This window comes from Zobellella denitrificans, from assembly GCF_002407485.1.
GTDB classification, from domain to species: domain Bacteria; phylum Pseudomonadota; class Gammaproteobacteria; order Enterobacterales; family Aeromonadaceae; genus Oceanimonas; species Oceanimonas denitrificans.
This window is the reverse complement of the sequence record NZ_CP012621.1, coordinates 2,458,826-2,480,313: the sequence shown is the minus strand read 5'-3', so window position 1 is coordinate 2,480,313 and position 21,488 is coordinate 2,458,826. Positions and strand designations below refer to the sequence as shown.

Here is a 21,488-nt window from a genome sequence, read left to right as displayed (position 1 = left end):
TGGGTTAACTGTCGCACTGGGCATCTAGCTAAATGCGACACATATACAGCATTGATCAGACACATATGTTGCGTCAACACCTTTTTGTCGCGTCCGATTCACTGGTTGCGGCATATTTGAAGCAACAAAAATTAACCCCTTATATATCAGTGGCTTATATGGAAACGGACGAAAACCAGCAGAATCAGACAGAAGGTCCGATTCTCCCTGAAGGGATCGGACGCTTTAACGAGCGACTGAAAGAGTTAATCGGACAGGAAAGCATGAGAGCTTTTGGTCGCAAGGTTGGGATCAGTGACACAACCATCCGCAAATATCTGACCGGTGAGACTGAACCCACCCTCAGCCGATTGGCCGCAATTGCTGTAGCTTGCGACATATCTGTCGAATGGCTGGTGACAGGTGAAGGCACCAAGGAACCCTGGCCGGAAGATATGTACTGGGGCGGGCCGGCGACGGCTGCCCAGGAAAGCCCCTGCGTCTGTAAGGACGAATTCGATGAAGAATATGCCCTGATCGAGGGCTACCATGTAGCCGTCAGCACCGGGCATGGTGCCTTTGGCGAGGGAGCCGAGGTTACCCGTCGCCTGGCCTTTCGCAAACGCTGGCTCAACTATCGCGGCTTTCGCCCCGAACAGCTCAAGGTGGTGTTCGCCCGGGGCGACTCCATGGAACCCACCATCAAGGACAACGACAGCCTGCTGGTGAACCTGGCCAGCACCAACCCCATCGACGGCAAGATCTTCGTGGTGCGCCTGGGCGACCAGCTTTATGCCAAGCGCATCCAGAAGCGCTGGGACGGCGGCATAGAGCTGATTTCGGACAACAAGGAATACCACACCCAGGCCATCCCCGCCTCCGAACTGGAGCACCTGCAGGTCATCGGCCAGGTAGTGTGGATAGGTAAAGACATCAGCTGATAGCCCCGGCTGTTTATCCACAGCGCACAAACGAAAAAGGGGCGTATCAAACGCCCCTTAAACACTCAACCCCGCCGACTTTATCAAACCGCCCGTACCGGGCCGCCGTCCGCCGCTTTTATCAATCTTGGCGCCACGCCGCCCGAGCGCGTTCCGTTTTTATCAATTCGAGCGGCAAACGGCCTCGCGCCGCCGCCGACCACGCCATGCCCCGCAAACCCTTGCCAGCCCTGGCTTCGTCCCACCTGATCCCGTTTCCTCCTGCCTGCTCCCGGTTTATCAATCTCTGTGGTGGGTTACAGCTGGAAATGGGACACCTGGTGCGCGATCTGCTGGACGAGATCGTCGGCTTCGGTCCGCTGCAGCCGCTGCTGGATGATCCGACGGTGGACGACATCCTGATCAACGGGGCGCGCCTCATCTTCGTGGAAAAGAGCGGCCGGCTGGAGCAGGTGGCCCTGCGCTTCCTGAACGACCAGCATGTGCTGCGGGTGATCCGGCGCATGCTGGCCCCGCTCGGGCGGCGCATCGACGAGGCCAATCCCATGGTGGACGCCCGCCTGGCCGACGGCAGCCGGATCAATGCCATTATCCCCCCCCTGGCCATCGACGGTCCCTGCCTGTCCGTCCGCAAATTCAAGCAGGACGCCCTCAGGGCGGAAGACCTGATCGGCAACGGTGCCATCAGCCCGGCGATGGTGGCCTTTCTGTCCCGGGCGGTGGCGGCGCGCTGCAATATCCTTATCAGCGGAGCGACCGGCTCCGGCAAGACCACCCTGCTCAATGTGCTGAGCCAGTTCATCGGAACGCGCGAGCGGGTGGTGACCATCGAGGATGCGGCCGAGCTGCAGTTGCGCAATGGCCATGTGGTGCGCCTGGAAACCCGCCCCCCCAACAGCGAGGGCAAGGGCGAGGTAACGCCGCGGGAGCTGGTGAAAAATGCCCTGCGCATGCGCCCCGATCGCATCGTGCTGGGGGAGAGCCGGGGCGGGGAGGTGCTGGACATGTTGCAGGCCATGAATACCGGCCACCAGGGCTCCATGAGCACGGTGCACGCCAACTCGGCCCGGGATGCCCTGGTACGCCTGGAGATGATGGTGACCCTGTCCGGTTTCAGCGCCACCGAGCTGCTGATCAAGCAGATCATCGCCACCGCTCTCGACCTGATCGTGCATGTGGCCCGCTTGCCCGACGGGCAGCGGCGGGTCACCCAGGTGCTGGAGGTGGAAGGCATTGCCGACGGGGTCGTCCGTACCCGTGAACTCTATGCCTTTCATCCCGAGCGGAAAGACTTCGGCGCCGTGGATCAGCCCTCCCGGAGCCTGGCCGGCAAGCTGGAAGAGGGAGTGCCGACATGATGCTGTCCGCCATCTTGTTGCTGCTGGCTTCGGCCGGCCTGTTGCTGGTACAGGCCCGCCGTCAGGATGACCGTCAGCCGGCAGGGGGCGAGGCCGCGCCCGTGCGGCCCGCATGGGGAGAGCGCCTGGCGGAGAGCTGGTGGCGACTCGGCCTGGCCACCAGCCGGCTGGGGGTGCTGGTGGAACTGCTGCTGATGCTGGCGTCGGCAGGGCTGGGACGCTTGCTGTTGTCCTGGGGCGGCCTCCTGCTGGGGGCCACTGCCTGGCTCTGTGTCCGCATTCTGGCCGGTCAGTTGCGGCGCAGCGCGCGCAAGCGGGAGCTGCTGCGGCAGTTGCCCGGCTTTATCAGCCAGGTGAGCCGGCGTATTGCAGTGGGCTGTACCCTGGAGCAGTCGGTCCAGTCGAGCATCGGGATGACCGAGGCACCGCTCAGGACGGTGCTGTCCCGGGCCCAGCACCGGGTTCTCCTGGGGGAGGAGTTGTCCGACTCCTTTCATAAGGAGGCCCGCCTGAACGGGGTGCCGGAGTTCGGCCTGCTGGCCAGCATGTTTTCGGTCCATCACCAGTTCGGGGGCAGCGTCCGGGAGGCCCTGGGCGGGCTGGTCAGCCTGCTGGAACAGCGGGAGCGCAGCCAGCGGGAGCTCAGGGCCATGACCGGGGAAACCCGGGTCACCGCCTGGATCATGGGCTGCATGCCGTTGCTGATGGTGGCTTACCTGCTGGCGGTCAATCCCGATTATATCCTGGGCCTGTGGCTGGAAGAGGGCGGGCGGCGCCTGCTCTATTTCGGCGCCGCCATGGAGCTGGCCGGTGCCCTGGCCCTGTGGCGCATGCTGCGCTCGGTATAGGAGGACGCCATGACACCCGGCAGCCTGGCCCTGATCATCCTTCTGCTGGCGGCGGCGATGCTGCTGCTCTGGTATCGGCGCCGGTGGCGGCTGCGCCGGCAGGTGCTGGACCGACTGGACAGGGAGCTCAGCCATCCCTACCACCGGCGGGTATGGCACAAGGGGCAGTCCCTGTGGCAGCAGGCCAAGCAACCGGGCCAGGGATTCAGCAAGCTGGCCCGGCTGATGCGCCAGGCCGGCATCGCCGGCAATCACCGGCAACTGGTGTTTTTATCGCAGGCCGCTGCCGCCTGCCTGCTGCTGACCCTGGCCTGCATGGCCTGGATCTTTACCCGGGAGCAGATGAGCCCGGTCCGGGGAGCGCTGCTGAGCCTGCTGGCGGCGCTGTTCAGCGGTTACGGCGTGCTGCTCTGGCTGCGGGCCAGGGTGCGCCGCCGCCGCGCCAGCCTGGATGAAGAGCTGCTGCTGGTGCTGCAGGTGATGCGCATCCTGTGGGATGTGGGGATGTCGATGGAGAGCCTGCTGCGGGTGATGAAGCGGGAGCTGGCCAGGATGGCGCCGGAGAGCTGCAGGGAGATGGAGCTGCTGCTGGCGCGTATCGACGCCGGCGAAGACCGGGAGGCTGCCTTTACCGATCTGGCCGCCGTCATTCCCTCCGACGGCTGGCAGGATCTGCTGCGGCTGCTGGCCCAGGTGTCCGCCAGCGGCGGCGGCATGAGTGAGGCCCTGCAGCGGCTGGGCGAGCTGCTGCAGGACCGGCGGCGTACCCAACTGCAGGAAAAGGTCAGCAAGCTGTCGGGCCGGATGTCCGCGGTGATGATAGTGTTCCTGTTTCCGGCCCTGCTGATCGTGCTGGCGGGGCCGGGGTTCCTGGCCCTGGGACAGGCCCTGATGAACATGAGGTGACGGAATGAAAGCATCCTGGCTGGTGATGATATTGTGCGGCTTGCTGTCCGGTTGCGGCAGTGGCCTGCCGGGGCGGAGTGCGGGCCAGAGCGGCGGCGACTGCCCCTTTTCCCGGAACGTGACCCAGGTACAGTTGTCCCTGATCGACCAGCAGATGGCGGAGGGCAAGTACTATTCGGCCCTGGCCAGCCTGGATGGCCTGGGCGACGACTCGGTGCGGGCCCGCCTGCTGCGCGCCGACCTGCTGCGCCTGCTCGGCCATGCCCAGGAGGCCGAGCGGCTCTACCTGCCATTGCAGCAGGGGTGCCTGGAAGGCCCGGCCCAGCATGGACTGGCGCTGCTCTACGCCGAACGCAACGATCTGGCCCGATCCGTGCGTCATTTCCGGCTGGCGGTGGCGGCATCGCCGACGGATACCGGCATCCGCAACGACTTTGGCTTTGTGCTGCTGTCCCTGGGGCACTACCAGCAGGCGCGCCTGCAGTTGATGACGGCACTGGAGCTGGCGCCGGAGCATCAGGTGGCGGCACGCAACCTCTGGTTTCTGCTGCTCAAAGAAGGCGAGCAGGTCGCGGCCGATAGCCTGGCCCATCGCTTCGGCTGGGGCGAGCAGGACCGGCGCCGTTTTGCCGTCGCCGCCGCCCATTTTCAACCGCTGCATCGGGGGACGCTGTGATGAGGATGTTATGGATGACGTTGGCAATCATCATGGCCGGCGGTGCCTCGGCCCGCTCGTCCCAGGATGAGATCGGCAAGCAGACCCGGCAGTGGCTGGAGCTGCAGCGCAGCCAGGCCCAGGCCAGCCAGCGGGAGGAGCGGCCCCTGCCCGAGGCGTCGGCACGGATCAAGCGGCGTGTCCTCGACAGTTTCAGTCATCCGATCCCGGAGCGTTACATCAAGCGGGATTTCAGGGAGTAGCCGGCATGGGTCAGCGCGGTGCCGTCGCCTTCAGCTTTGTCCTGGTGTTTGTCAGCCTGCTGCTGTTTTCCGCCCTGGCCATCGATGCCGGGCGGCTCTACGCCGAGCAGCGCCGGCTGCAGAAGCAGGTCGATCTGGCGGCGCTCAGCCTGGGCCGCCACGGCTGCTATATCGACGGCCGGCAACATGCGGACGAGCTGGAGGCCATGGTGCGGGCCAACCTGGCCGCCAATGGTTTTGCCGCCGACGAGGTCAATATGCGGCTGCAGTTCGGGCAGAGTTACATCGCCGACAGCCACTGGCATATCGACACCGGCAACGCGGGCAGTGCCGGCCGGATTGAGCTGAGCCGCCGGGTGCCGGCCAGCCTGCTGGCCGGCGGCCTGCTCGGGCAGGAGATCACCCTGGGAGCCAGCGCCGGTATTCACAAGCAGATGACGGTGGGTCATTCCCTCGGCTCGGGGCTGGCTTCCCTCGACGAGGGACTGCTCAACGCCCTGCTGGGCGGCCTGCTCGGTGCCGAGCTGGACCTCGACCTGGTGCACTACCAGGGGCTCGCCCGCTCCCGGGTCCATCTCGGTCGTTTGCTGCAACTGCTGGGGGAAGAAAACGCCATCGAACTCGGCCTGGGCTCGACCCGCGAACTGCTGGACACGGCGGTGCCCCTGGGCACCCTGCTGCAGCTGATGGTGGCGGCGGTGGATCAGGAGCAGACCGCGGGCCTGGATCTCGGGCTGCTCGCCGGCAGCCTGCGTGCGGCGGCCGAGGTGGAGAATGCCATGGTCAGCCTGGCAGAGCTGCTGTTTCTGCAAACGCCGGGCGATAACGATCAGGAGCGACGGCTGGAACAGGCGGCCCTGCAGACCCAACTCAATGCCCTGGAGCTGATCAAGGGCGCCATCATGGTGGCCAATCGGGACAATGCGGTGGATCTGGGTCTGGGAGCGGGGGACTTTCCTCTGATAAGCCATTTGGCGGGGCTGTCGATCCGGGCCAGGGTGATCGAGCCTCCCCGTTATCGGCTGGGGTTGCTGCCCGGTGAGGCGGGCGAGCTGTATATGAAAACGGCCCAACTAAATCTGACGTTGACCGCCGATGTTCTATCGGCCCCGCTGGATCTCAATATTCTGGGACTGGCAGGAGTCAGGGTCGATCCTTTCCGTCTTCATCTCGGGGTGGATGCCGGCAGCGCCCGCAGCAACCTGCTGCGGGCCTCGGGCTGCTCGCTGCAGGAGCCGACCACGGTGGACTTTGAGGTTACCCCCGGACTGGCGGCGCTGGGAATTCATACTCCACATCCTTTAAGGCTCAGCGCCATGCTGCTGGGGCTGAGGATCCCGCTTGCCGATGTCAACCTGGGACCGATTGACGCCGAGGCTGCACCGGAGGCACCGCTGCAGGTCAGCTTTTCACCCTCGATGCTGCCTTCCGACGAGGAGAGTGTATCGTCACCTCTTGGCGACAGCCTGAGCCATTTACTGTGGGATGCCCTGGGGCAACTCGACGACTCCACCATGCAGGTCACCGCATTGGGTGTGCTTCCGGTGGGTGGCGTGACCGCGGCCCTGTTATCGGAACTGATCACCCCGATAGTAGCGCCCTTGCTGGAAAGCCTCATCGAGATGTCGCTCGAGCCCCTGCTGGATACCCTGGGACTCTCCCTGGGCAATGCCTATCTCAGGGTAGACAGCCTGGATGTCATGGGTGGGGGGCTGATCGAGTAGGGCTGAATGAACAAGGGTGCCAGCGGCACCCTTGTTTGTTGACTCAGTACTGTTGGCCCACCAGTTGTGGCACGCCCTGCTGGCGCTGGATCACTTCCTCGATCAGGCTGCGGTCCGCGCCCTGCTCCAGCAGCGGCATCAGGGCACTCAGGTCCAGCGGACGGTTGTCGGCCAGCCCTTCGGGGGTCAGCGGTTCGTGGGCTTCGACAAAGGTCTGGCCGTACTGATCGGTACTGACCTTGAGCGCCTGGTTCACGACCTGTACCCGGGTGCCGTTGCCCACCTGGGCGAACAGCCATTCCACGTGCTCGGGGTACATGCGGATACAGCCGGCACTGGAGCGCAGGCCCACGTCCAGGGGATCGTTGGTGCCGTGGATCAGGTATTCGCCGCTGCCGTAGGCCAGGCGCATGGCGTAGTCACCCAGGGGGTTGTCCGGCCCCGGCGGCACCACCGCCGGCAGGGAGATGCCCTTGGCGGCGTATTCCCGGCGGGTGTTGGCGGTGGGCGTCCAGGTCGGATTCTTGCGCATCTCGGAGATGCGGGTGATCATCTCCGGGGTGGCCCGGCCGACCCGGCCGATGCCGATGGGAAACACATAGACTTCGTCACCCTGCTCCGGATAATAGTACAGCCGCAGCTCCGCCAGGTTGATGACGATGCCCTGGGTTTCGGCCCTGGGCAGCAGCAACTGGTGCGGGATGATGACCCGCTGGCCCGGCTGCAGCAGCAGCAGATCCTGATCCGGGTTGGCCGCCATCATCAGGATGGGACTGACGCCGTAGTAACGGGCCAGGGCCGCCAGGTTGTCACCCTCCTGGGCGGTGTGGATCAGTATCTGGCCCACCGGCTGCCCCTTGTCTTCCGGCAGGGGGAGGGGATTGATGTTGGCCTGGGCCAGCGCCGCCGGCAGCAGCAGGACCAACAGTAAGGATCTTAACATTTTCATGCTCTGTTTCTCTTGTCTCGATTCTGGTTCGGGTTGTTCGGCGTTATCGTCAGGCATACAAAAAAGGGACGCGCGGTCCGCATCCCTAAATTAGACCCGAACAATAAGCTTAAGATTCCAGCTCTTTCAGGCACATCTCTTCATAGATCTGCTTGCACCAGGCCTTGACCCTGTCCTGGGTCAGCTCGGGTTGCCGGTCTTCGTCTATCCCCAGGCCGATAAAGTGGCCGTCGTCCACCAGGGCGCGGGATGCCTCGAAGTCGTAGCCCTCGGTCGGCCAGTGACCGATGATGATGGCGCCCTTGGGCTCGATGATATCACGCAGGGTACCCATGGCGTCGAGAAAGTACTCGGCGTAGTCTTCCTGATCACCGCAGCCGAAAATGGCCACCAGCTTGTCGTTGAAGTCGATTTGCTCCAGCTCCGGGAAGAAGTCGTCCCAGTCGGCCTGGGATTCGCCGTAGTACCAGGTGGGAATGCCGAGGATCAGCAGGTCGAAGCCGGCGATGTCCTCCTTGGTGCTCTTGGCGATATCGTGCACCTCGATCAGATGCTTGCCCAGCTCTTTCTGGATCATCTTGGCCACGGCTTCGGTATTGCCGGTGTCACTTCCAAAAAACAGACCTACGCTTGCCATAATAATGCTGTACCTTAGAAAATGTGATTGTCAGGCCGCCCGGCCTAATCGAAATCCTGTTGCTCCAGCTGTTGCAACAGTAACGCCTGAATCAGTTCTGCCCGGCTGAGCTGGCGCTCGGCGGCAAGCAGGTTCAATTTGCTCAACAAGGCCTGATCCACCTTCAGCTCGATGCGCCTGAGGCCGCGTTCGCGATCCCGCCTGAGCTGATTGCGCTTGTTGAGCTTGAGCTGGGCTTGCCGGGGCAGGGGATTGGTCTTCGGCCTGCCGGGCCGACGCTCGTCGGCAAACAAGTCCAGCGTGGTTCTGTCCGCATCTTGCTTGGCCATGGGTTAACCGAGACCGCCTCCTTCCCAGGCGACTTCGATGATCCCCTTGGCGACAAAGCCGGCACAGCCCAGAAACAATACCAGCCACACGATGAAGCGGCCAAACCTGGGCACCTTGCCCCGCTTGAGCACATCCTGGATAGCCAGCCCGATCAGCAGGAAAATGGCCACGAAAAACAGCTTGAGACCCAGGCTTTCCAGCAGCTCGATTTGCTCCAATGACATCATGTTGCCCGACCGTTGAAATTGAGCGCAACTATACCATAAAGGATTTGAGCCTGTTAACCGGCCTCGGTCAGGAAATCCAGGACTAAGCGGTTGAAGGCCTGGGGTTTCTCCGCGTGCAGCCAGTGCCCCGCGCCCTGGATGACGCGGGCGCGGGCCTGCGGGAACTGTTGCAGCACCCGGGGCTGGTGTTCGGGCAGCAGGTAGTCGGACTCGGCTCCCTTGATAAACAGGGTGGGGCCCTGGTAGGGCAGGGGCAGGCCGGGCCAGCCCATGATGGCCTGGTAATGGGCGAACAGCACCGGCACGTTGAACCGCCAGGGTTGCTCGCTCTCGGGCACGAAGGATTTCAGCAGGAACTGGCGCACCCCGGCCGACTCGACGTAACGGCCGAGCACCTCGTCCGCCTCCTTTCTGCTCCGGCAACCGGCCTCGGTCACCGCCAGCAGCCCCCGGAACACGGCGTCGTGGCGGGCCTGGTGGTAGGCGACGGGGGCGATGTCGGCCACCGCCAGGGCGCGGATCCGTTCGGGGGCCAGGCCGGCGGTCATCATGGCGATCTTGCCGCCCATGGAATGCCCTACCAGGGCCGGTCGCTCCAGCTCGAGCCGGTCGGCCAGGGCCAGGATGTCGCCGGCCATCTCTTCATAATCCATCCGCTCGCTGCGGGGGGAGAGCCCATGGTTGCGGACATCGACGGCGATGATCTCGAAGTGTTCGCTCAAGGAGCGGCTGAGGCCATTGAGGTTATCCAGGTTGCCGAACAGGCCATGGATCAGCACGACCGGGCGGCCCTGCCCCTGGCGGCGAAAATTGAGTTGCATGCGAGTTTCCCGAACTGGACCAAGGGCGTTATTGTTGCCTGCGGCGGCCAGCGGCGCAACCCGCTTGGGCCTGGTGTCGCCTCCATGTATAATCGGGCTCCTCATTGGGAGTGGACATGCCAGAAAAGATGATGAAAACCATAGAGGTAGATGAAGACCTTTACCGTTATATCGCCAGCAACACCCGCCATATCGGCGAGAGCGCCTCGGACATACTGCGCCGGCTGCTGAAGCTTGAGCCGGCCGCCGTGGCGGCGCCGGTGGCGGCATCGAGCCCCGCGCCGGGCCAGGGCATCGCCCAGATGCTGGGCAGCAACCAACTGGCGGCGGAAGAGTCGGCCATCGATCGTTTTATGCGCATACTGTCGGTGCTCTACCGGGAAAATCCCGCCTCTTTCGCCCAGGCGACCGACATCAAGGGCCGCAAGCGCATCTACTTCGCCGACTCCGAGGCGGCCCTGCTGGCCGCCGGCAACACCACCAAGCCCAAGGCCATCGAAGGCAGCCCCTACTGGGTGATCACCAATACCAATACCGGCCGCAAGCGCAATATAGTGGCGCAACTGATGGCGGCCATGGGCTATCCCCATGGGCTTATCGAGCGGGTGTGCCAAAGCATTTAACTGACTTGGAAGGATTGAACCCATGACCATGCACCCCAGGGCCGGTACCCCGGCCGACGCCGCCGATCTCGTCAATATTCCGCGGCTGATGAGTGCCTATTTCCAACTGCGGCCGGATCCGGCCCGGACGGAGCAGCAGGTGGTCTTCGGCACCTCCGGGCACCGGGGCTGCGCCCTGGACGGCAGTTTCAACGAGCTGCACATCAGGGCCATCTGCCAGGCGGTGGCGGAGTACCGGACCGGCCGGGGGCTGGACGGCCCGCTGTTCCTGGCCATGGATACCCACGCCCTGTCGGAAGCGGCCTGGGGCACGGCCCTGGAAGTGCTGGTGGCCAACGGGCTGGAGGTGAGGGTGCAGCAGGGGCGGGGCTATACGCCGACGCCCGTGGTGTCCCATGCCATTCTCAACCATAACCGCGGGCGGACGCAGGCCCTGGCGGACGGCATCGTCATCACTCCTTCCCACAATCCGCCCCGGGACGGCGGCATCAAGTACAACGGGCCGGACGGTGGCCCGGCCGCGGCCGACGCCACCCGCTGGATCCAGGACAGGGCCAACGCGCTGATCGCCGCCGGCGGTGCCGGTATCGCCTCGGTGCCCTTTGCCGAGGCGCTCGGACGCGCCGTGCAGCTCGATTATGTCGAGGCTTATGTGGCGGAGCTGGGCGAGGTGGTCGACATGGCCGCCATCCGCGAGGCCGGCATCCGCATCGGCATCGATCCCCTGGGGGGAGCCGGCCTGGCCTACTGGCCGCGCATCGCCGAGCGCTACGGCCTGGATATTACCGTGGTCAACCCGCGCCAGGATCCGACCTTCTCCTTTATGACCCTGGACCACGACGGCCAGATCCGCATGGACTGCTCCAGCCCCTACTGCATGGCCAACCTGCTGGCGCTGAAGGAGGAGTTCGACATCGCCTGCGGCAACGATCCCGACTACGATCGCCACGGCATCGTGGACCGGGACGGGCTGATGGATCCCAACCACTACCTGGCGGTGTGCATCCATTATCTCTTTACCCACAGGCCCCGCTGGCCGGCCACCCTGGCGGTGGGCAAGACCCTGGTGTCCTCGTCGCTCATCGATCGGGTGGCGACCCACCTGGGACGGTCGCTGATGGAAGTGCCGGTCGGCTTCAAGTGGTACGTGCAGAGCCTGGTCGATGGCCGGCTTGGCTTTGTCGGGGAGGAAAGCGCCGGCGCTTCCTTCCTGCGCCTGGACGGCGAGGTCTGGAGCACCGACAAGGACGGCTTCATTCCCTCCCTGCTGGCGGCGGAAATCCTGGCGGTGACCGGCCAGACGCCGCATCAATATTACGAACGGCTGGTGGCCGAGCTGGGGCGTCCCGTCTACCGTCGGCTGGATGCACCCGCCAGCCTGGCCCAGAAGCAGGTGCTGGCCGGGCTCAAGCGGGACGACGTCGAGGTCGAGACCCTGGCGGGGGATCCCATCGTCGCCATCCTGACCCGGGCGCCGGGCAACGGCGCCGAGATCGGCGGCCTCAAGGTGGTCACCGAACAGGGCTGGTTTGCCGCCCGTCCCAGCGGCACCGAGCAGGTATACAAGATCTACGCCGAAAGCTTCAGGGATCAGGCCCACCTCGAGCGGCTGATCGCCGAAGCCCGGCAGCTGGTGAGTGACACCTTCGCCAGGGCCGGGGTGTAACGGGGCGAGTCTCGTCCGCGGCGTGGTGCCGGGGGGCGCGCTCTTGCCGGCGCCCCTGCCGACATTTTTCGCCGGTTTTTCGCTGGGGCAGGAATGCATAACAAAGCGCCCCTGCCCGCCATCCCCGCATAATCGTTCAGGCCGGCCGCCTGGATCCTCATCCTGGCCCTGTTCGGTGCGCCGGGGACTATTTCCCATCGCTAGACTTTACTGCTGAAATCATGTTTTATCGCCATGTGATATTTTGTTTTTAATGATGTTACTGGAGGTAAATGTGAACGGAAGCCGTCTCGGTGATTTTTTGAGCCTCAGCAGGGAGCATCCCTGGGAGCTTGCCCCCTTCAGCGAAACCTTGCCCGATGGCGGCGAAATCCAGGTGTGGGACACCGGCGTCCTCTGTATCGAGCCGGCCTCGCCAGCGGACAAGGACATAGTGCTTTCCTGCGGCATCCACGGCAATGAAACCGCCCCCATCGAGCTGTGCGAACGGCTGTTGCGGGCGATAGTGGCCGGTCGCTTGCCCTGCCGCCAGCGGCTGCTGCTGATCTTTGGCAATCCGGCGGCGATGAACCTGGGGGTGCGGGAGCTGGAAGAAAACCTCAACCGGCTGTTTTCCGGGGCCCATGCCCGGGGCGGCCGGCACAGCCGGGAGCGGGAGCGGGCGGCCAGGCTGGAAGGCCATGTGGCGCGCTTCTTCGAGGCGCGCCAGGGCGTAGAGCGGCTGCACTACGATCTGCACACGGCCATCCGCCCTTCCGCCTTTGAGAAATTCGCCATCTATCCCTTTCCCCACGGCGCGCCCTACAGCCGCCAGCAGCTGTCCTTCCTGGCGGGGGCTGGCGTCGACACCATACTGCTGGCCCATGGCCCGACCACCACCTTCAGCTATTTCAGCGCCCACCGTTTCGGGGCCCATGCCTTCACCGTCGAGCTGGGCAAGGTGATGCCCTTCGGCCAGAACGACGCCCGCCGTTTCGCCGCCATGGAGCGTAGCCTGGAAACATTGATCAGCGATCCTGGCTGGCAGGCCGCCGCGGTCGCGCTCGACCAGATCCGGGTATTCCGGGTATGCCAGGAAATAATCAAGCAGAGCGACGACTTCCGTTTCCACTTCGCCGACGAGGTGGCCAATTTTACCGCCTTTCCCGCCGGTACCCTGCTGGCGGAAGACGGCGGGCAACGCTGGTTTGTGCAGGAGCCGGAAGAGGCGGTGATCTTTCCCAACGCCAGGGTCGCGAACGGGCACCGGGCGGCCCTGATGGTGGTGGCCACGGAACTGCCCCCCGCACAGTTGTCCTGAATATCAGAGTGCCCGCCTCACGGGGACCACGGTGGCAATACCACCGTGGTCTTTTTTGTTTTAATTTTTGTGAACAAAATGTAGATCTTTAGTGTGGGTTTGTGTAATCATTTTTGTGCTTTAACAATAAGCAATAAAGGCACATTAACTAACGTTTTTGTATTCATAAAAATCAGGAAGTCACACTTCAAGAATGTGAGGGAATCACGGATATGAAACGCATCGGCAAGCGTATTTTTACCCTTTCGGCATTGGCCCTGGCGGTATCCGCCGCCCCCCAGCTCAGCGCCGCCACCTGGTCCGACACCTATATCGGATACAGATACGGCACCCAGTTCCAGGAGCCCAGCAACCCCGACAAGGTCAAGAAGCATGTGCTGCAGCTGACCCACGCCAGCGGCTACGCCTACGGCCAGAACTTCTTTAACCTGGATCTGCTGCAGTCCAACAACATGGATCCGGCCAGCGGTGATGCCAAGGGCGAGGGCAAAGGAGCGACCGAAGCCTACCTGACCTATCGTCACCAGTTGCACCTGGGCAAGGTGTTCGACACCGATCTGGGCTTCGGCCCGGTCAAGGAAGTGGCGTTGACCGCCGGTTTCGATCTGAACACCAAAAACACCGCCTTCGCCCCGCGCAAGCGCATGCTGGTGGCGGGACCCACCCTGAAGTTCGACGTGCCCAAGGGCTTTGTGGATCTGAGCCTGCTCTATGCCTATGAGCAGAACCATTGCGGCCTGTCCGGTTGTGGTGCCCCCGGCAACCACAACGACATCAGCTTCGATCCCTACTATGTGGTCAGCCTGGCCTGGGGTCTGCCGTTCCAGGCCGGTCCGGTGCCGATGAAGTTCCAGGGCTTTGCCAACTACAACACCGAGAAGGGGGAAGACTATTTCAACAACGGCACCAAGCCGGAAATACTGTCGCGCACCTCGTTGATGGTGGATGTGGGGCAACTGGCCTTCAACAAGAGCAACACCCTCTGGGCCGGTGTCGGTTATGAATACTGGCGCAACAAGTTCGGCAACCACGGCAAGGATGGGGTGAACACCACGGCGCCGACCTTCCAGCTGGAATGGCACTTCTAAGCCGCCTGTCTACTGTCACTCCTGTGTATAAGCAGAAGAGCGCCGCGGCGCTCTTCTTTTTTATTTCAGAAGCGCCAGACTGCCAGTCCCTGCACTGCGCTTTCGCTGATATCGCTGCCGAACTTGTTGTGCCAGTACTGGTACTCTATGCCCACGAACAGCCGCTGGGGATCATTGAACAGGGTCTTGCCCAGATCGTAGCGCAGCTGGGGCTGGGCTAGGATATGGGCCTTGACCTTGTCGCCGAATTCATTGGTACGGCTGCCGATGTATTCGGCGTGGCCTTCCAGGCTGAAGTCGTGGTTGCCCAGGGCGAAGGGAAAGGCCCAGGCGGTGTCCAGCATCCAGCTGTCGCCTTCCTTGGGCGCCCCGCCGTTGGCGACCCCCAGGTTGTCGTCGATATAGGCGGTGATCAGGGTGTTGAAGAAGGCGGCGCCGGGCACGTCCAGGGCCAGCTGGATGCCGGGCAGGTATTTGCGGATCTTGCTGTCGCCGCCCGCGTTGACCCCCAGCACCAGGCCGACGTCCTTGATCGGGCCCAGGCTGAGGTCGGCTCCGCTTATCTTGCCGAGGCTGAAGTTGAAATAGGCTTCCCCGTACCAGTCCCGCTGCCGCTGGCCGTCGTCCCAGTCGGAGTAGTCGATAAAGAAGAAGTTGTCGCCGTATTTCCAGCCGCTGGCATGTTGCAGGGTATAGATATTGGTGGTCGACTTTTGCTCGGGATCGGACCCGAAAGGATTCTGCTTAAGGCTGCCCAACTGGTAGTGAAGCTCGGTCGTGCTCCAGTCGGCACCGAATGCGGGGGCGGCGGCCACGGCCACCAGCAGCGCTAAGGCGGTTTTTTTCATCATGACTCCCTGTCACATTTGTATCCACAATGTGGGCTGTATTGAGTTTAAAAACACGCCTGATTTGTACAAATCAGGCGGTGTGGCAATGTTACTCAAGTGTTGCCAGGGGAGTTGTGAGAGGCGTCACAATTCTTAATATATCTTTATGTGGAGATTCTTTTTATGGAAGTTTCTTGCCGCCTGTTCCCTGCCCATGGGAGGCCGATGCGGCAGTGCCGGCGGAGGAAGGCGGCGCCGCCTTGGGGGCAAAGGGGTAGCGGCGGTGGGTAAAGGCCCGGTGATAGAGGCTGGCGAAGGCCACCATGAACAGGGTGCCGGCCAGGGTGGGCAGGATAAAGTCCATGGGGGGAAGGTGGGCACCGGAGAGATAGATCAGTATCGGATTGGCGCCGGCCGGCGGATGCAGGGTATCGGTCAGCACCATCAGGGTAATGCCGAGGCCGAAGCAGGTGGCCAGCCCCAGTATGGGATCCGGCAGCAGTTCGAGCCCGATCACCGCCAGGCTGGTGGTCAGCAGATGCCCGAGGATCACATGCCTGGGCCGGGACAGGGGAGCCGAAGGCAGCAATAACAGCAAGACCAGGGTAGCGCCCAGCGGTGCGCTCAGCACCATGAAGTGCGCCCAGCTTTTCAGGTAGCTCAGGCAGAGGACGGCGACGAAGGCGGCCAGGCCGGCCAGGGTGGCATCGCGCAGCCGGTGTTTAAAATGCATGGGGACCTCGGTGGCAATGGAGGAGAATGCTTGTTCACGGAACCAGGCAGAGCGTGAAATTGTATTTAAAATATATAAAAAATCAAAGGGCGGACTGTCGGCCTGGCCCTGATGACTGAAGTGATAGCCGGAGGTTGAGATGAGCGAACATGAATCCCTGCGCAAGGCACTGGCCTGGCTGTTGCAGCAACCGAAACTGGATCAGAGGGCGATTGCCGAGGCGAGCCGCCACTTCGATCTGTCGCCCCTGGATGAAGAATTTTTGAGCCAGTACTTTCTCGGTGGCGAGGAGAGGAGGGCATCCCTGTCAAAAAATGGCCGGAGTGGTGATTTAGGAAGCAATTGAATTTCCACCTATTTACAGCTCCGGTCGGCACACGTATGATGCGCGCTGTCCGGAGGGGTGGCAGAGTGGTTGAATGCACCGGTCTTGAAAACCGGCGTGGGTTAATAGCCCACCGTGGGTTCAAATCCCACCTCCTCCGCCAGATTGAAAACGCCGCTGAAGCATGGCTTCAGCGGCGTTTTTGCTTGTCGGGAGCTATCCGGCCAGACGTTCGCGGGCCTGCCGCCGGCGTTGCCGCCAGGCGACCAGGCCGGCCAGGGCCAGGGCGGGGAGGAACATCCACTCCTTGGAGGGCCGGTCCGCCGGGCGCTGCAGCGCCACGATTTCCAGATCGAAGTCCACCCCCAGCCGCTCGGCCTGGCTGCCGAAGTCCACCCGCTCGATGACGGCCTTGTCTCCCTCCACCCGCACCGCGCTGATACCGGTGCTGGCCAGCCGCTCCTCGGCGCCGCTGCGACTGGCATCGAAACGCAGCTTGACCACCTTGTTCACTTCCTCGCCGAACAGGTTGGTGCCGCCCAATTGGATAATGATGGACTCGGTAGGGCCCAGATCCGCCACCACCTGCCGCCACTCGGCGCCGTCGTATTCCGCCATGGGCGGATAGAGCCGGTCCCAGAAGAAACCGGGACGGAACAGGGTGAAGGCCACCAGCAGCAGCGCCAGGGTTTCCCACCAGCGGCTCCTGACCAGCCAGAAGCCCTGGGTGGCGGCGGCAAACAGCAGCATGGCGGCCAGCGCGCTCAGTATGGTCAGCAGCAGCCCCCACCAGCTGTCTATCCCCAACAGCAGCAACTGGGTATTGAAGATGAACATAAAGGGCAGTATGGCGGTGCGGATGTCGTAGGCGAAGCCCTGCAAGCCCGTCTTGATGGGATCCGACTTGGCGATGGCCGCGGCGGCGAAGGCGGCCAGGCCCACCGGCGGGGTGTCGTCTGCCAGAATGCCGAAGTAGAACACGAACAGGTGCACGGCAATCAGGGGCACGACAAGGCCGTGCTGGGCGCCCAGGTTGACGATGACCGGCGCCATCAGGGTGGACACCACTATGTAGTTGGCGGTGGTGGGCAGCCCCATGCCGAGCAGCAGGCTGATCACGGCGGTGAACAGCAGCATCAGCAGCAGGTTGCCGCCGGAGATAAACTCCACGAATTCGGTCATCACCAGGCCGATGCCGGTCAGGGTGACGGTACCGACGACGATGCCGGCGGCGGCGGTGGCCACGCCGATGCCGATCATGTTGCGCGCCCCGGTGACCATGCCCTGGAACAGATCGTCGAGCCCTTCCCGGCTCAGGGCGCCCCAGGCGGCCTGATGGCGGAAAAACGCCTTGAGCGGCTTGTGGGTCACCACGATGAACATCATGAACAGGGTGGCCCAGAAGGCGGACAGCCCCGGCGAAAGCCGCTCCACCGTCAGGCACCACACCAGCACCACTATCGGCAGCAGGTAATAGATACCGGCCTGGAAGGTGGGACCCGGCTCGGGCATGTGAATGTCCGGATTGTTCGGATCGTCGATGGCCAGCTCCGGCAGCCGGGCGGCCAGCGCCACCAGGGCCACATAGGCGACCAGGGCGATGCCGCTCAGCACCCAGCTGGCGGTGGCGCCGAACAGGGTCTTGGTCCAGCCGATGCCGTAGTAGACGATGGCCGACAGCAGCATAAAGGCGATGACCACGGTAAAAAAGCCGGCCAGCCGCTGCAGGATCGTCGCCTTGCGCCGCTGTTGCAGCGGCTTCATACCGGCCTTGACCGCCTCCAGATGGACGATGTAGATGAGGGCGGCGTAGGAGATCAGCGCCGGCAGTATGGCGGCCTTGATCACCTCTATGTAGGAAATGCCCACGTATTCCACCATCAGGAAGGCGGCGGCCCCCATGATGGGCGGCGTGAGCTGGCCGTTGGTGGAGGCCGCCACCTCCACCGCGCCGGCCTTGCTGGCGGGAAAGCCGACCCGCTTCATCAGCGGAATGGTGAAGGTGCCGGTGGTGACCACGTTGGCGATGGAGGAGCCGGACACCAGGCCGGACAGGCCGGAGGACACCACCGCCGCCTTGGCGGGGCCGCCGCGCATGTGGCCGAGCAGGGAGAAGGCGACCTTGATGAAGTAGTTGCCGGCGCCGGCCCGTTCCAGCAGGGAGCCGAACAGCACGAACATGAACACGAAGGAGGTCGAGACCCCGAGCGCCACCCCGAATACCCCTTCCGTGGTCAGCCACTGGTGGGTGACGATGCGGTTGAGGCTGGCCCCCCGGTGGGCGATGACGTCCGGCATATGGGGGCCGGCGAAGGTATAGAACAGGAAGACTGCCGCCACCACCATCAGCGGCGGGCCCAGGGCCCGGCGGGTAGCCTCCAGCAGCAGCAGCATGCCGACGCAGCCGACCACCAGATCCTGGGTGGTGGGCAGTCCGGGGCGGGTGGACAGCTCCCGGTAGAACAGGAACAGGTAGGCGGCGGCAAAGGCGCCGGCCAGGGCCAGCAGCCAGTCCTGCACGGGAATGCGATCCCGCGGCGAGCGCTTGAGCGCCGGATAGGCGGTATAGGCCAGGAAGACGGCAAAGGCCAGGTGGATGGCCCGGGCTTCGGTGTCGTTGAGAATGGCGATGTTCAGCATAAAGGGCAGCGGCGACACGTACCACAGCTGGAACAGGGCCCAGGCGAAGGGGACCAGCAGCAGCACCCAGTGGCCGAACCCGGAAGGATGCCGGGCTCCGGTATCGGCGGCCAGCATGTCTTCGAGTTCTTGCCGGGTCTTATCTTGAGGTTGGGACATCAACGGCTCCTCCGATAGCCGCCAGACGGCCCCGGGCGGCAAAAGGGCGGCCCGGCTGGTGGCCGCCCCTGGGGCATCATGGCGTAACGGCAGGGCGGGGGCCCTGCCAGTTAGTTGAGCAGGGGGCTGTTACTCCACCAGGCCCGCTTCCTTGAAGTACTTGCGAGCGCCATCGTGCAGGGGGGCGGTCAGGCCGTCCTGCACCATCTGTTCCTTCTGCAGGTTGGCAAAGGCCGGGTGCAGCCGCACGAACTGATCGAAGTTTTCGAACACCGCCTTGGTCAGCTCGTAGATGACGTTTTCCGGCACCTTGGCGCTGGTCACCAGGTTGGCGCCCACCCCGAAGGTCTGCACGTCCTCGTCGGCGCCGGCGTACTCGCCGCCGGGAATGGTGATGTAGCGGTAGTAGGCGTTATCGGCCACCAGCTTGTCGACCACCTCGCCGGTCACGCTGACCAGGTTGGCTTCGCAGGCGGTGGTAGCCTCCTTGATGGAGCCGTTGGGGTGGCCCACCACGAACACGAAGGCGTCGATGCGGTTGTCGCACAGGGCCTGGCCGTGCTCGGCCGGGCGCAGCTCGGACACCAGGCTGAAGTCGCCGTGGCTCCAGCCATAGGCCTTGAGCAGGATTTCCATGGTGTCGCGCTGGCCGGAGCCGGGGTTGCCGATATTGACCCGCTTGCCCTTGAGATCTTCAAAGGTTTTGATATTGGCATCCTTGCGCGCCACTATGGTCAGGGCCTCGCCGTGCAGGGCGAAGACGGCACGCAGGTCGTCGAACTTGCCCTGATCGGCGAAGGGCGCCTCGCCGTGGTAGGCCTGATACTCCAGATCCGACTGGGCGATGCCTACTTCCAGTTCGCCGGAACGCAGGGAGTTGAGGTTGTAGGCGGAGCCGCCGGTGCTTTCCACCGAGCAGCGCACCCCGTGCTCGGCCCGGCCCTGGTTGACCAGCCGGCAGATGGCGCCGCCGGTGGGATAATAAACGCCGGTCACGCCGCCGGTGCCGATGGTGATGAAGGTTTGCTCGGCTGCCATGGCCGCCGGCGCACTCAGGCTCAGTCCCAAAATGGCAGCGGCGCTGCCCATGGTTTTCTTGATCGACATAGTTCCTTTTCCTTGTCTTGGCTGTAAAGGGTCGGCCAATCGCGTTTGACCTGTAAGCCATTCAAAGATAGCAAAAAAATGTTGGTGTGTGGGACTTGTCCGAAGAAGGAGGGCACAAAAATGGATTCAAGTGGATAAAAGCCGGAGAGAGGCCGGGCCGCAGGACGCGGCCCGGACGGGACAGCAAGCGGGGGATCAGCGACTCTCGATGGCGGCAATCATGCGGTGCAGGGCTTCGTCCAGCATGGCGTGGGGACAGCCGAAGTTGAGGCGCACGAAGTTGCTGCCGCCGAACTGGCCACCGGGGGAGAGGCCGACGCCGGCCTGTTCGAAGAAGCCGATGGGATCCTCGAGCCCGAGCGCGCCGATGTCGATCCAGGCCAGGTAGGTGGCCTCGGGAGCCAGCACCTTGACGCCGGGCACCCGGTTGAGTCGCTCCACCAGCAGATCCCGGTTTTGGCGCAGGTAGGCCAACTGGGCCTGCAGCCAGTCGTCGCCGTCCCGGTAGGCGGCCTCGGCGGCGACGAAACCGAGCAGGTTGACGTCGGCCATGATGCCGCGGGCGGCCCGGACGAAGCGGGTGCGCAACTCGGCGTTGGGCACGATGGCGAAGGAGCAGCACAGGCCGGCGATGTTGAAGGTCTTGCTGGGTGCCATCAGTATGATGCTGCGATGGGCGGCATCCTCGTCCAGGGCGGCGTAGGGAATATGGGGCTTGCCCTCGTCGAGCAGCAGATCGCAGTGGATTTCGTCGGAACAGACCAGCAGGTTGTGGCGTTTGGCGATGTCGTTGATGGCCAGCAACTCGTCCCGGCTGTAGATGGTGCCGCCCGGGTTGTGGGGGTTGCAGAACAGCAGCAGGTCGCTGTGTTCGGCCTGTTGTTCGAGCTCATCCAGGTCCAGCAGCCAGCGGCCGTTCTTTTCCACCATGCCGACGTGGGCGGCCTTGCGGCCATGGAAGCCGGGAGCATGCAGGAAGGGGTAATAGATGGGCTTGGGGGTCAGGATGGCGTCGCCCGGCGCGCTGAAGGTCTGGCAGGCCAGGTTCAGGGCCGGCACCACGCCCGGCATGTACACCAGCCAGTCGGCCTCGATCTGCCAGTTGTAGCGTTCCCGCATGCGATGAATGATCAGTTCGGTCAGGGCCGGGCTGGGCCGGCTGTAACCGAAGATGCCGTGTTCCACCCGCTCGCTCAGCGCTTCTATCACCGCGGGCGGCGCCTTGAACTCGGTGTCCGCCACCCACATCGGCAGTATGTCGGTGCCTTCGTACTTGAGCCACTTGAGGGCGCGGGTGGGGCGGCGGTCTATCCACTGATCAAAATCAAACATGGGGCTTCCTTATCAGATGCGGGGTCATCAGCATAAGGAAGCCGGCC

The 21,488-nt window shown here is 63.6% G+C and carries 22 protein-coding genes, 1 tRNA gene and 1 pseudogene; 14 read left to right on the top strand and 10 right to left on the bottom strand.

Annotated elements, in window-relative coordinates:
* Window positions 1-32: 32 nt before the first annotated feature.
* From AN401_RS20365 to AN401_RS11710, 8 genes and pseudogenes are all read left to right on the top strand, one after another.
* Window positions 33-383, top strand: a pseudogene (locus tag AN401_RS20365) (helix-turn-helix domain-containing protein); the annotation flags it as partial.
* A gap of 12 nt (window positions 384-395) precedes the next feature.
* Complete coding sequence (locus tag AN401_RS11740; RefSeq protein ID WP_232513456.1) at window positions 396-920, top strand: S24 family peptidase; 525 nt, start codon at window positions 396-398, stop codon at window positions 918-920.
* Between the two features lie 308 nt (window positions 921-1,228).
* A complete protein-coding gene (locus AN401_RS11735; protein ID WP_269769021.1) occupies window positions 1,229-2,278 on the top strand; it encodes a CpaF family protein in 1,050 nt (349 codons plus the stop codon).
* Window positions 2,275-3,126 carry a type II secretion system F family protein gene (locus tag AN401_RS11730; protein ID WP_096779467.1) on the top strand — a complete coding sequence of 284 codons (852 nt, stop codon included), beginning with the start codon at window positions 2,275-2,277 and terminating at the stop codon, window positions 3,124-3,126. The genes AN401_RS11735 and AN401_RS11730 overlap by 4 nt, the downstream gene beginning before the upstream one ends.
* A gap of 9 nt (window positions 3,127-3,135) precedes the next feature.
* Window positions 3,136-4,032: a type II secretion system F family protein gene (locus AN401_RS11725; protein ID WP_096779466.1), complete on the top strand. Its 897-nt coding sequence runs from the start codon at window positions 3,136-3,138 to the stop codon at window positions 4,030-4,032.
* Window positions 4,033-4,036: 4 nt separating this feature from the next.
* Window positions 4,037-4,708, top strand: coding sequence for a tetratricopeptide repeat protein (locus AN401_RS11720; RefSeq protein ID WP_096779465.1), 672 nt, complete (start codon window positions 4,037-4,039; stop codon window positions 4,706-4,708).
* A 14-nt stretch (window positions 4,709-4,722) separates the two neighbouring features.
* Window positions 4,723-4,950, top strand: a complete 228-nt coding sequence (locus AN401_RS11715; protein WP_157772248.1) for a DUF3613 domain-containing protein — start codon at window positions 4,723-4,725, stop codon at window positions 4,948-4,950.
* Between the two features lie 5 nt (window positions 4,951-4,955).
* Window positions 4,956-6,674 (top strand): pilus assembly protein TadG-related protein, encoded by a 1,719-nt coding sequence (locus AN401_RS11710; protein WP_096779463.1) that lies wholly within the window; start codon window positions 4,956-4,958, stop codon window positions 6,672-6,674.
* Window positions 6,675-6,717: 43 nt separating this feature from the next.
* Here AN401_RS11710 and AN401_RS11705 read toward each other — a convergent pair whose 3' ends face one another.
* From AN401_RS11705 to AN401_RS11685, 5 genes are all read right to left on the bottom strand, one after another.
* Window positions 6,718-7,617, bottom strand: a complete 900-nt coding sequence (locus tag AN401_RS11705) for a L,D-transpeptidase family protein (protein ID WP_232513296.1) — start codon at window positions 7,615-7,617, stop codon at window positions 6,718-6,720.
* 115 nt (window positions 7,618-7,732) lie between these two features.
* Window positions 7,733-8,260, bottom strand: coding sequence for a flavodoxin FldA (fldA, locus tag AN401_RS11700; protein ID WP_096779461.1), 528 nt, complete (start codon window positions 8,258-8,260; stop codon window positions 7,733-7,735).
* Between the two features lie 44 nt (window positions 8,261-8,304).
* Complete coding sequence (gene ybfE / locus AN401_RS11695) at window positions 8,305-8,589, bottom strand: LexA regulated protein (protein ID WP_094038655.1); 285 nt, start codon at window positions 8,587-8,589, stop codon at window positions 8,305-8,307.
* A 3-nt stretch (window positions 8,590-8,592) separates the two neighbouring features.
* Entirely contained in the window at window positions 8,593-8,814 is a 222-nt protein-coding gene (locus tag AN401_RS11690; protein WP_094038679.1) for a DUF2788 domain-containing protein, read from the bottom strand.
* 56 nt (window positions 8,815-8,870) lie between these two features.
* On the bottom strand, window positions 8,871-9,638 hold the full coding sequence (locus tag AN401_RS11685) for an alpha/beta fold hydrolase (RefSeq protein WP_096779460.1): 768 nt from the start codon (window positions 9,636-9,638) through the stop codon (window positions 8,871-8,873).
* Window positions 9,639-9,769: 131 nt separating this feature from the next.
* On the opposite strand from AN401_RS11685, the gene AN401_RS11680 reads away from it, so the two are divergent.
* From AN401_RS11680 to AN401_RS11665, 4 genes are all read left to right on the top strand, one after another.
* A complete protein-coding gene (locus AN401_RS11680; protein ID WP_096779459.1) occupies window positions 9,770-10,261 on the top strand; it encodes a replication initiation negative regulator SeqA in 492 nt (163 codons plus the stop codon).
* A 22-nt stretch (window positions 10,262-10,283) separates the two neighbouring features.
* Window positions 10,284-11,927: a phosphoglucomutase (alpha-D-glucose-1,6-bisphosphate-dependent) gene (gene pgm / locus AN401_RS11675; protein WP_096779458.1), complete on the top strand. Its 1,644-nt coding sequence runs from the start codon at window positions 10,284-10,286 to the stop codon at window positions 11,925-11,927.
* A gap of 274 nt (window positions 11,928-12,201) precedes the next feature.
* Complete coding sequence (astE, locus tag AN401_RS11670; protein ID WP_232513295.1) at window positions 12,202-13,227, top strand: succinylglutamate desuccinylase; 1,026 nt, start codon at window positions 12,202-12,204, stop codon at window positions 13,225-13,227.
* A gap of 212 nt (window positions 13,228-13,439) precedes the next feature.
* A complete protein-coding gene (locus AN401_RS11665) occupies window positions 13,440-14,315 on the top strand; it encodes a hypothetical protein (protein ID WP_096779457.1) in 876 nt (291 codons plus the stop codon).
* A gap of 65 nt (window positions 14,316-14,380) precedes the next feature.
* On the opposite strand, the gene AN401_RS11660 is transcribed toward AN401_RS11665, so the two are convergent.
* On the bottom strand, window positions 14,381-15,163 hold the full coding sequence (locus AN401_RS11660; RefSeq protein ID WP_096779456.1) for a nucleoside-binding protein: 783 nt from the start codon (window positions 15,161-15,163) through the stop codon (window positions 14,381-14,383).
* Between the two features lie 163 nt (window positions 15,164-15,326).
* Window positions 15,327-15,878: an HPP family protein gene (locus AN401_RS11655; RefSeq protein ID WP_096779455.1), complete on the bottom strand. Its 552-nt coding sequence runs from the start codon at window positions 15,876-15,878 to the stop codon at window positions 15,327-15,329.
* A gap of 139 nt (window positions 15,879-16,017) precedes the next feature.
* Between AN401_RS11655 and AN401_RS11650 the strand changes: the two genes are divergently transcribed.
* Both AN401_RS11650 and AN401_RS11645 read left to right on the top strand, forming a co-directional pair.
* Window positions 16,018-16,224 carry a hypothetical protein gene (locus tag AN401_RS11650; RefSeq protein ID WP_096779454.1) on the top strand — a complete coding sequence of 69 codons (207 nt, stop codon included), beginning with the start codon at window positions 16,018-16,020 and terminating at the stop codon, window positions 16,222-16,224.
* 51 nt (window positions 16,225-16,275) lie between these two features.
* Window positions 16,276-16,366, top strand: a tRNA-Ser gene (locus AN401_RS11645).
* A gap of 53 nt (window positions 16,367-16,419) precedes the next feature.
* Here AN401_RS11645 and AN401_RS11640 read toward each other — a convergent pair.
* The 3 genes from AN401_RS11640 to AN401_RS11630 all read right to left on the bottom strand — a co-directional run bounded on the left by AN401_RS11640 (window position 16,420) and on the right by AN401_RS11630 (window position 21,441).
* Entirely contained in the window at window positions 16,420-19,002 is a 2,583-nt protein-coding gene (locus AN401_RS11640) for a TRAP transporter permease (protein WP_096779453.1), read from the bottom strand.
* A 129-nt stretch (window positions 19,003-19,131) separates the two neighbouring features.
* The gene (locus AN401_RS11635) at window positions 19,132-20,109 is read right to left on the bottom strand and encodes a TAXI family TRAP transporter solute-binding subunit (RefSeq protein ID WP_096779452.1); all 978 of its coding nucleotides are present in this window, start codon (window positions 20,107-20,109) and stop codon (window positions 19,132-19,134) included.
* Between the two features lie 195 nt (window positions 20,110-20,304).
* A complete protein-coding gene (locus tag AN401_RS11630; protein WP_094038645.1) occupies window positions 20,305-21,441 on the bottom strand; it encodes a MalY/PatB family protein in 1,137 nt (378 codons plus the stop codon).
* Window positions 21,442-21,488: the final 47 nt, after the last annotated feature.

Excerpts from the sequence above, each read along its gene's own strand:
- AN401_RS11655 (WP_096779455.1), bottom strand. The coding sequence starts at position 15,878 with ATGCATTTTAAACACCGGCTGCGCGATGCCACCCTGGCCGGCCTGGCC.
- AN401_RS11730 (WP_096779467.1), top strand. The coding sequence starts at position 2,275 with ATGATGCTGTCCGCCATCTTGTTGCTGCTGGCTTCGGCCGGCCTGTTG.
- AN401_RS11635 (WP_096779452.1), bottom strand. The coding sequence starts at position 20,109 with ATGTCGATCAAGAAAACCATGGGCAGCGCCGCTGCCATTTTGGGACTG.
- AN401_RS11720 (WP_096779465.1), top strand. The coding sequence starts at position 4,037 with ATGAAAGCATCCTGGCTGGTGATGATATTGTGCGGCTTGCTGTCCGGT.
- AN401_RS11630 (WP_094038645.1), bottom strand. The coding sequence starts at position 21,441 with ATGTTTGATTTTGATCAGTGGATAGACCGCCGCCCCACCCGCGCCCTC.
- pgm (WP_096779458.1), top strand. The coding sequence starts at position 10,284 with ATGACCATGCACCCCAGGGCCGGTACCCCGGCCGACGCCGCCGATCTC.
- fldA (WP_096779461.1), bottom strand. The coding sequence starts at position 8,260 with ATGGCAAGCGTAGGTCTGTTTTTTGGAAGTGACACCGGCAATACCGAA.
- AN401_RS11710 (WP_096779463.1), top strand. The coding sequence starts at position 4,956 with ATGGGTCAGCGCGGTGCCGTCGCCTTCAGCTTTGTCCTGGTGTTTGTC.
- AN401_RS11725 (WP_096779466.1), top strand. The coding sequence starts at position 3,136 with ATGACACCCGGCAGCCTGGCCCTGATCATCCTTCTGCTGGCGGCGGCG.
- AN401_RS11685 (WP_096779460.1), bottom strand. The coding sequence starts at position 9,638 with ATGCAACTCAATTTTCGCCGCCAGGGGCAGGGCCGCCCGGTCGTGCTG.
- ybfE (WP_094038655.1), bottom strand. The coding sequence starts at position 8,589 with ATGGCCAAGCAAGATGCGGACAGAACCACGCTGGACTTGTTTGCCGAC.
- AN401_RS11715 (WP_157772248.1), top strand. The coding sequence starts at position 4,723 with ATGACGTTGGCAATCATCATGGCCGGCGGTGCCTCGGCCCGCTCGTCC.
- AN401_RS11735 (WP_269769021.1), top strand. The coding sequence starts at position 1,229 with ATGGGACACCTGGTGCGCGATCTGCTGGACGAGATCGTCGGCTTCGGT.
- AN401_RS11640 (WP_096779453.1), bottom strand. The coding sequence starts at position 19,002 with ATGTCCCAACCTCAAGATAAGACCCGGCAAGAACTCGAAGACATGCTG.
- AN401_RS11660 (WP_096779456.1), bottom strand. The coding sequence starts at position 15,163 with ATGAAAAAAACCGCCTTAGCGCTGCTGGTGGCCGTGGCCGCCGCCCCC.
- AN401_RS11690 (WP_094038679.1), bottom strand. The coding sequence starts at position 8,814 with ATGTCATTGGAGCAAATCGAGCTGCTGGAAAGCCTGGGTCTCAAGCTG.
- AN401_RS11680 (WP_096779459.1), top strand. The coding sequence starts at position 9,770 with ATGAAAACCATAGAGGTAGATGAAGACCTTTACCGTTATATCGCCAGC.
- AN401_RS11650 (WP_096779454.1), top strand. The coding sequence starts at position 16,018 with ATGAGCGAACATGAATCCCTGCGCAAGGCACTGGCCTGGCTGTTGCAG.
- AN401_RS11665 (WP_096779457.1), top strand. The coding sequence starts at position 13,440 with ATGAAACGCATCGGCAAGCGTATTTTTACCCTTTCGGCATTGGCCCTG.
- AN401_RS11705 (WP_232513296.1), bottom strand. The coding sequence starts at position 7,617 with ATGTTAAGATCCTTACTGTTGGTCCTGCTGCTGCCGGCGGCGCTGGCC.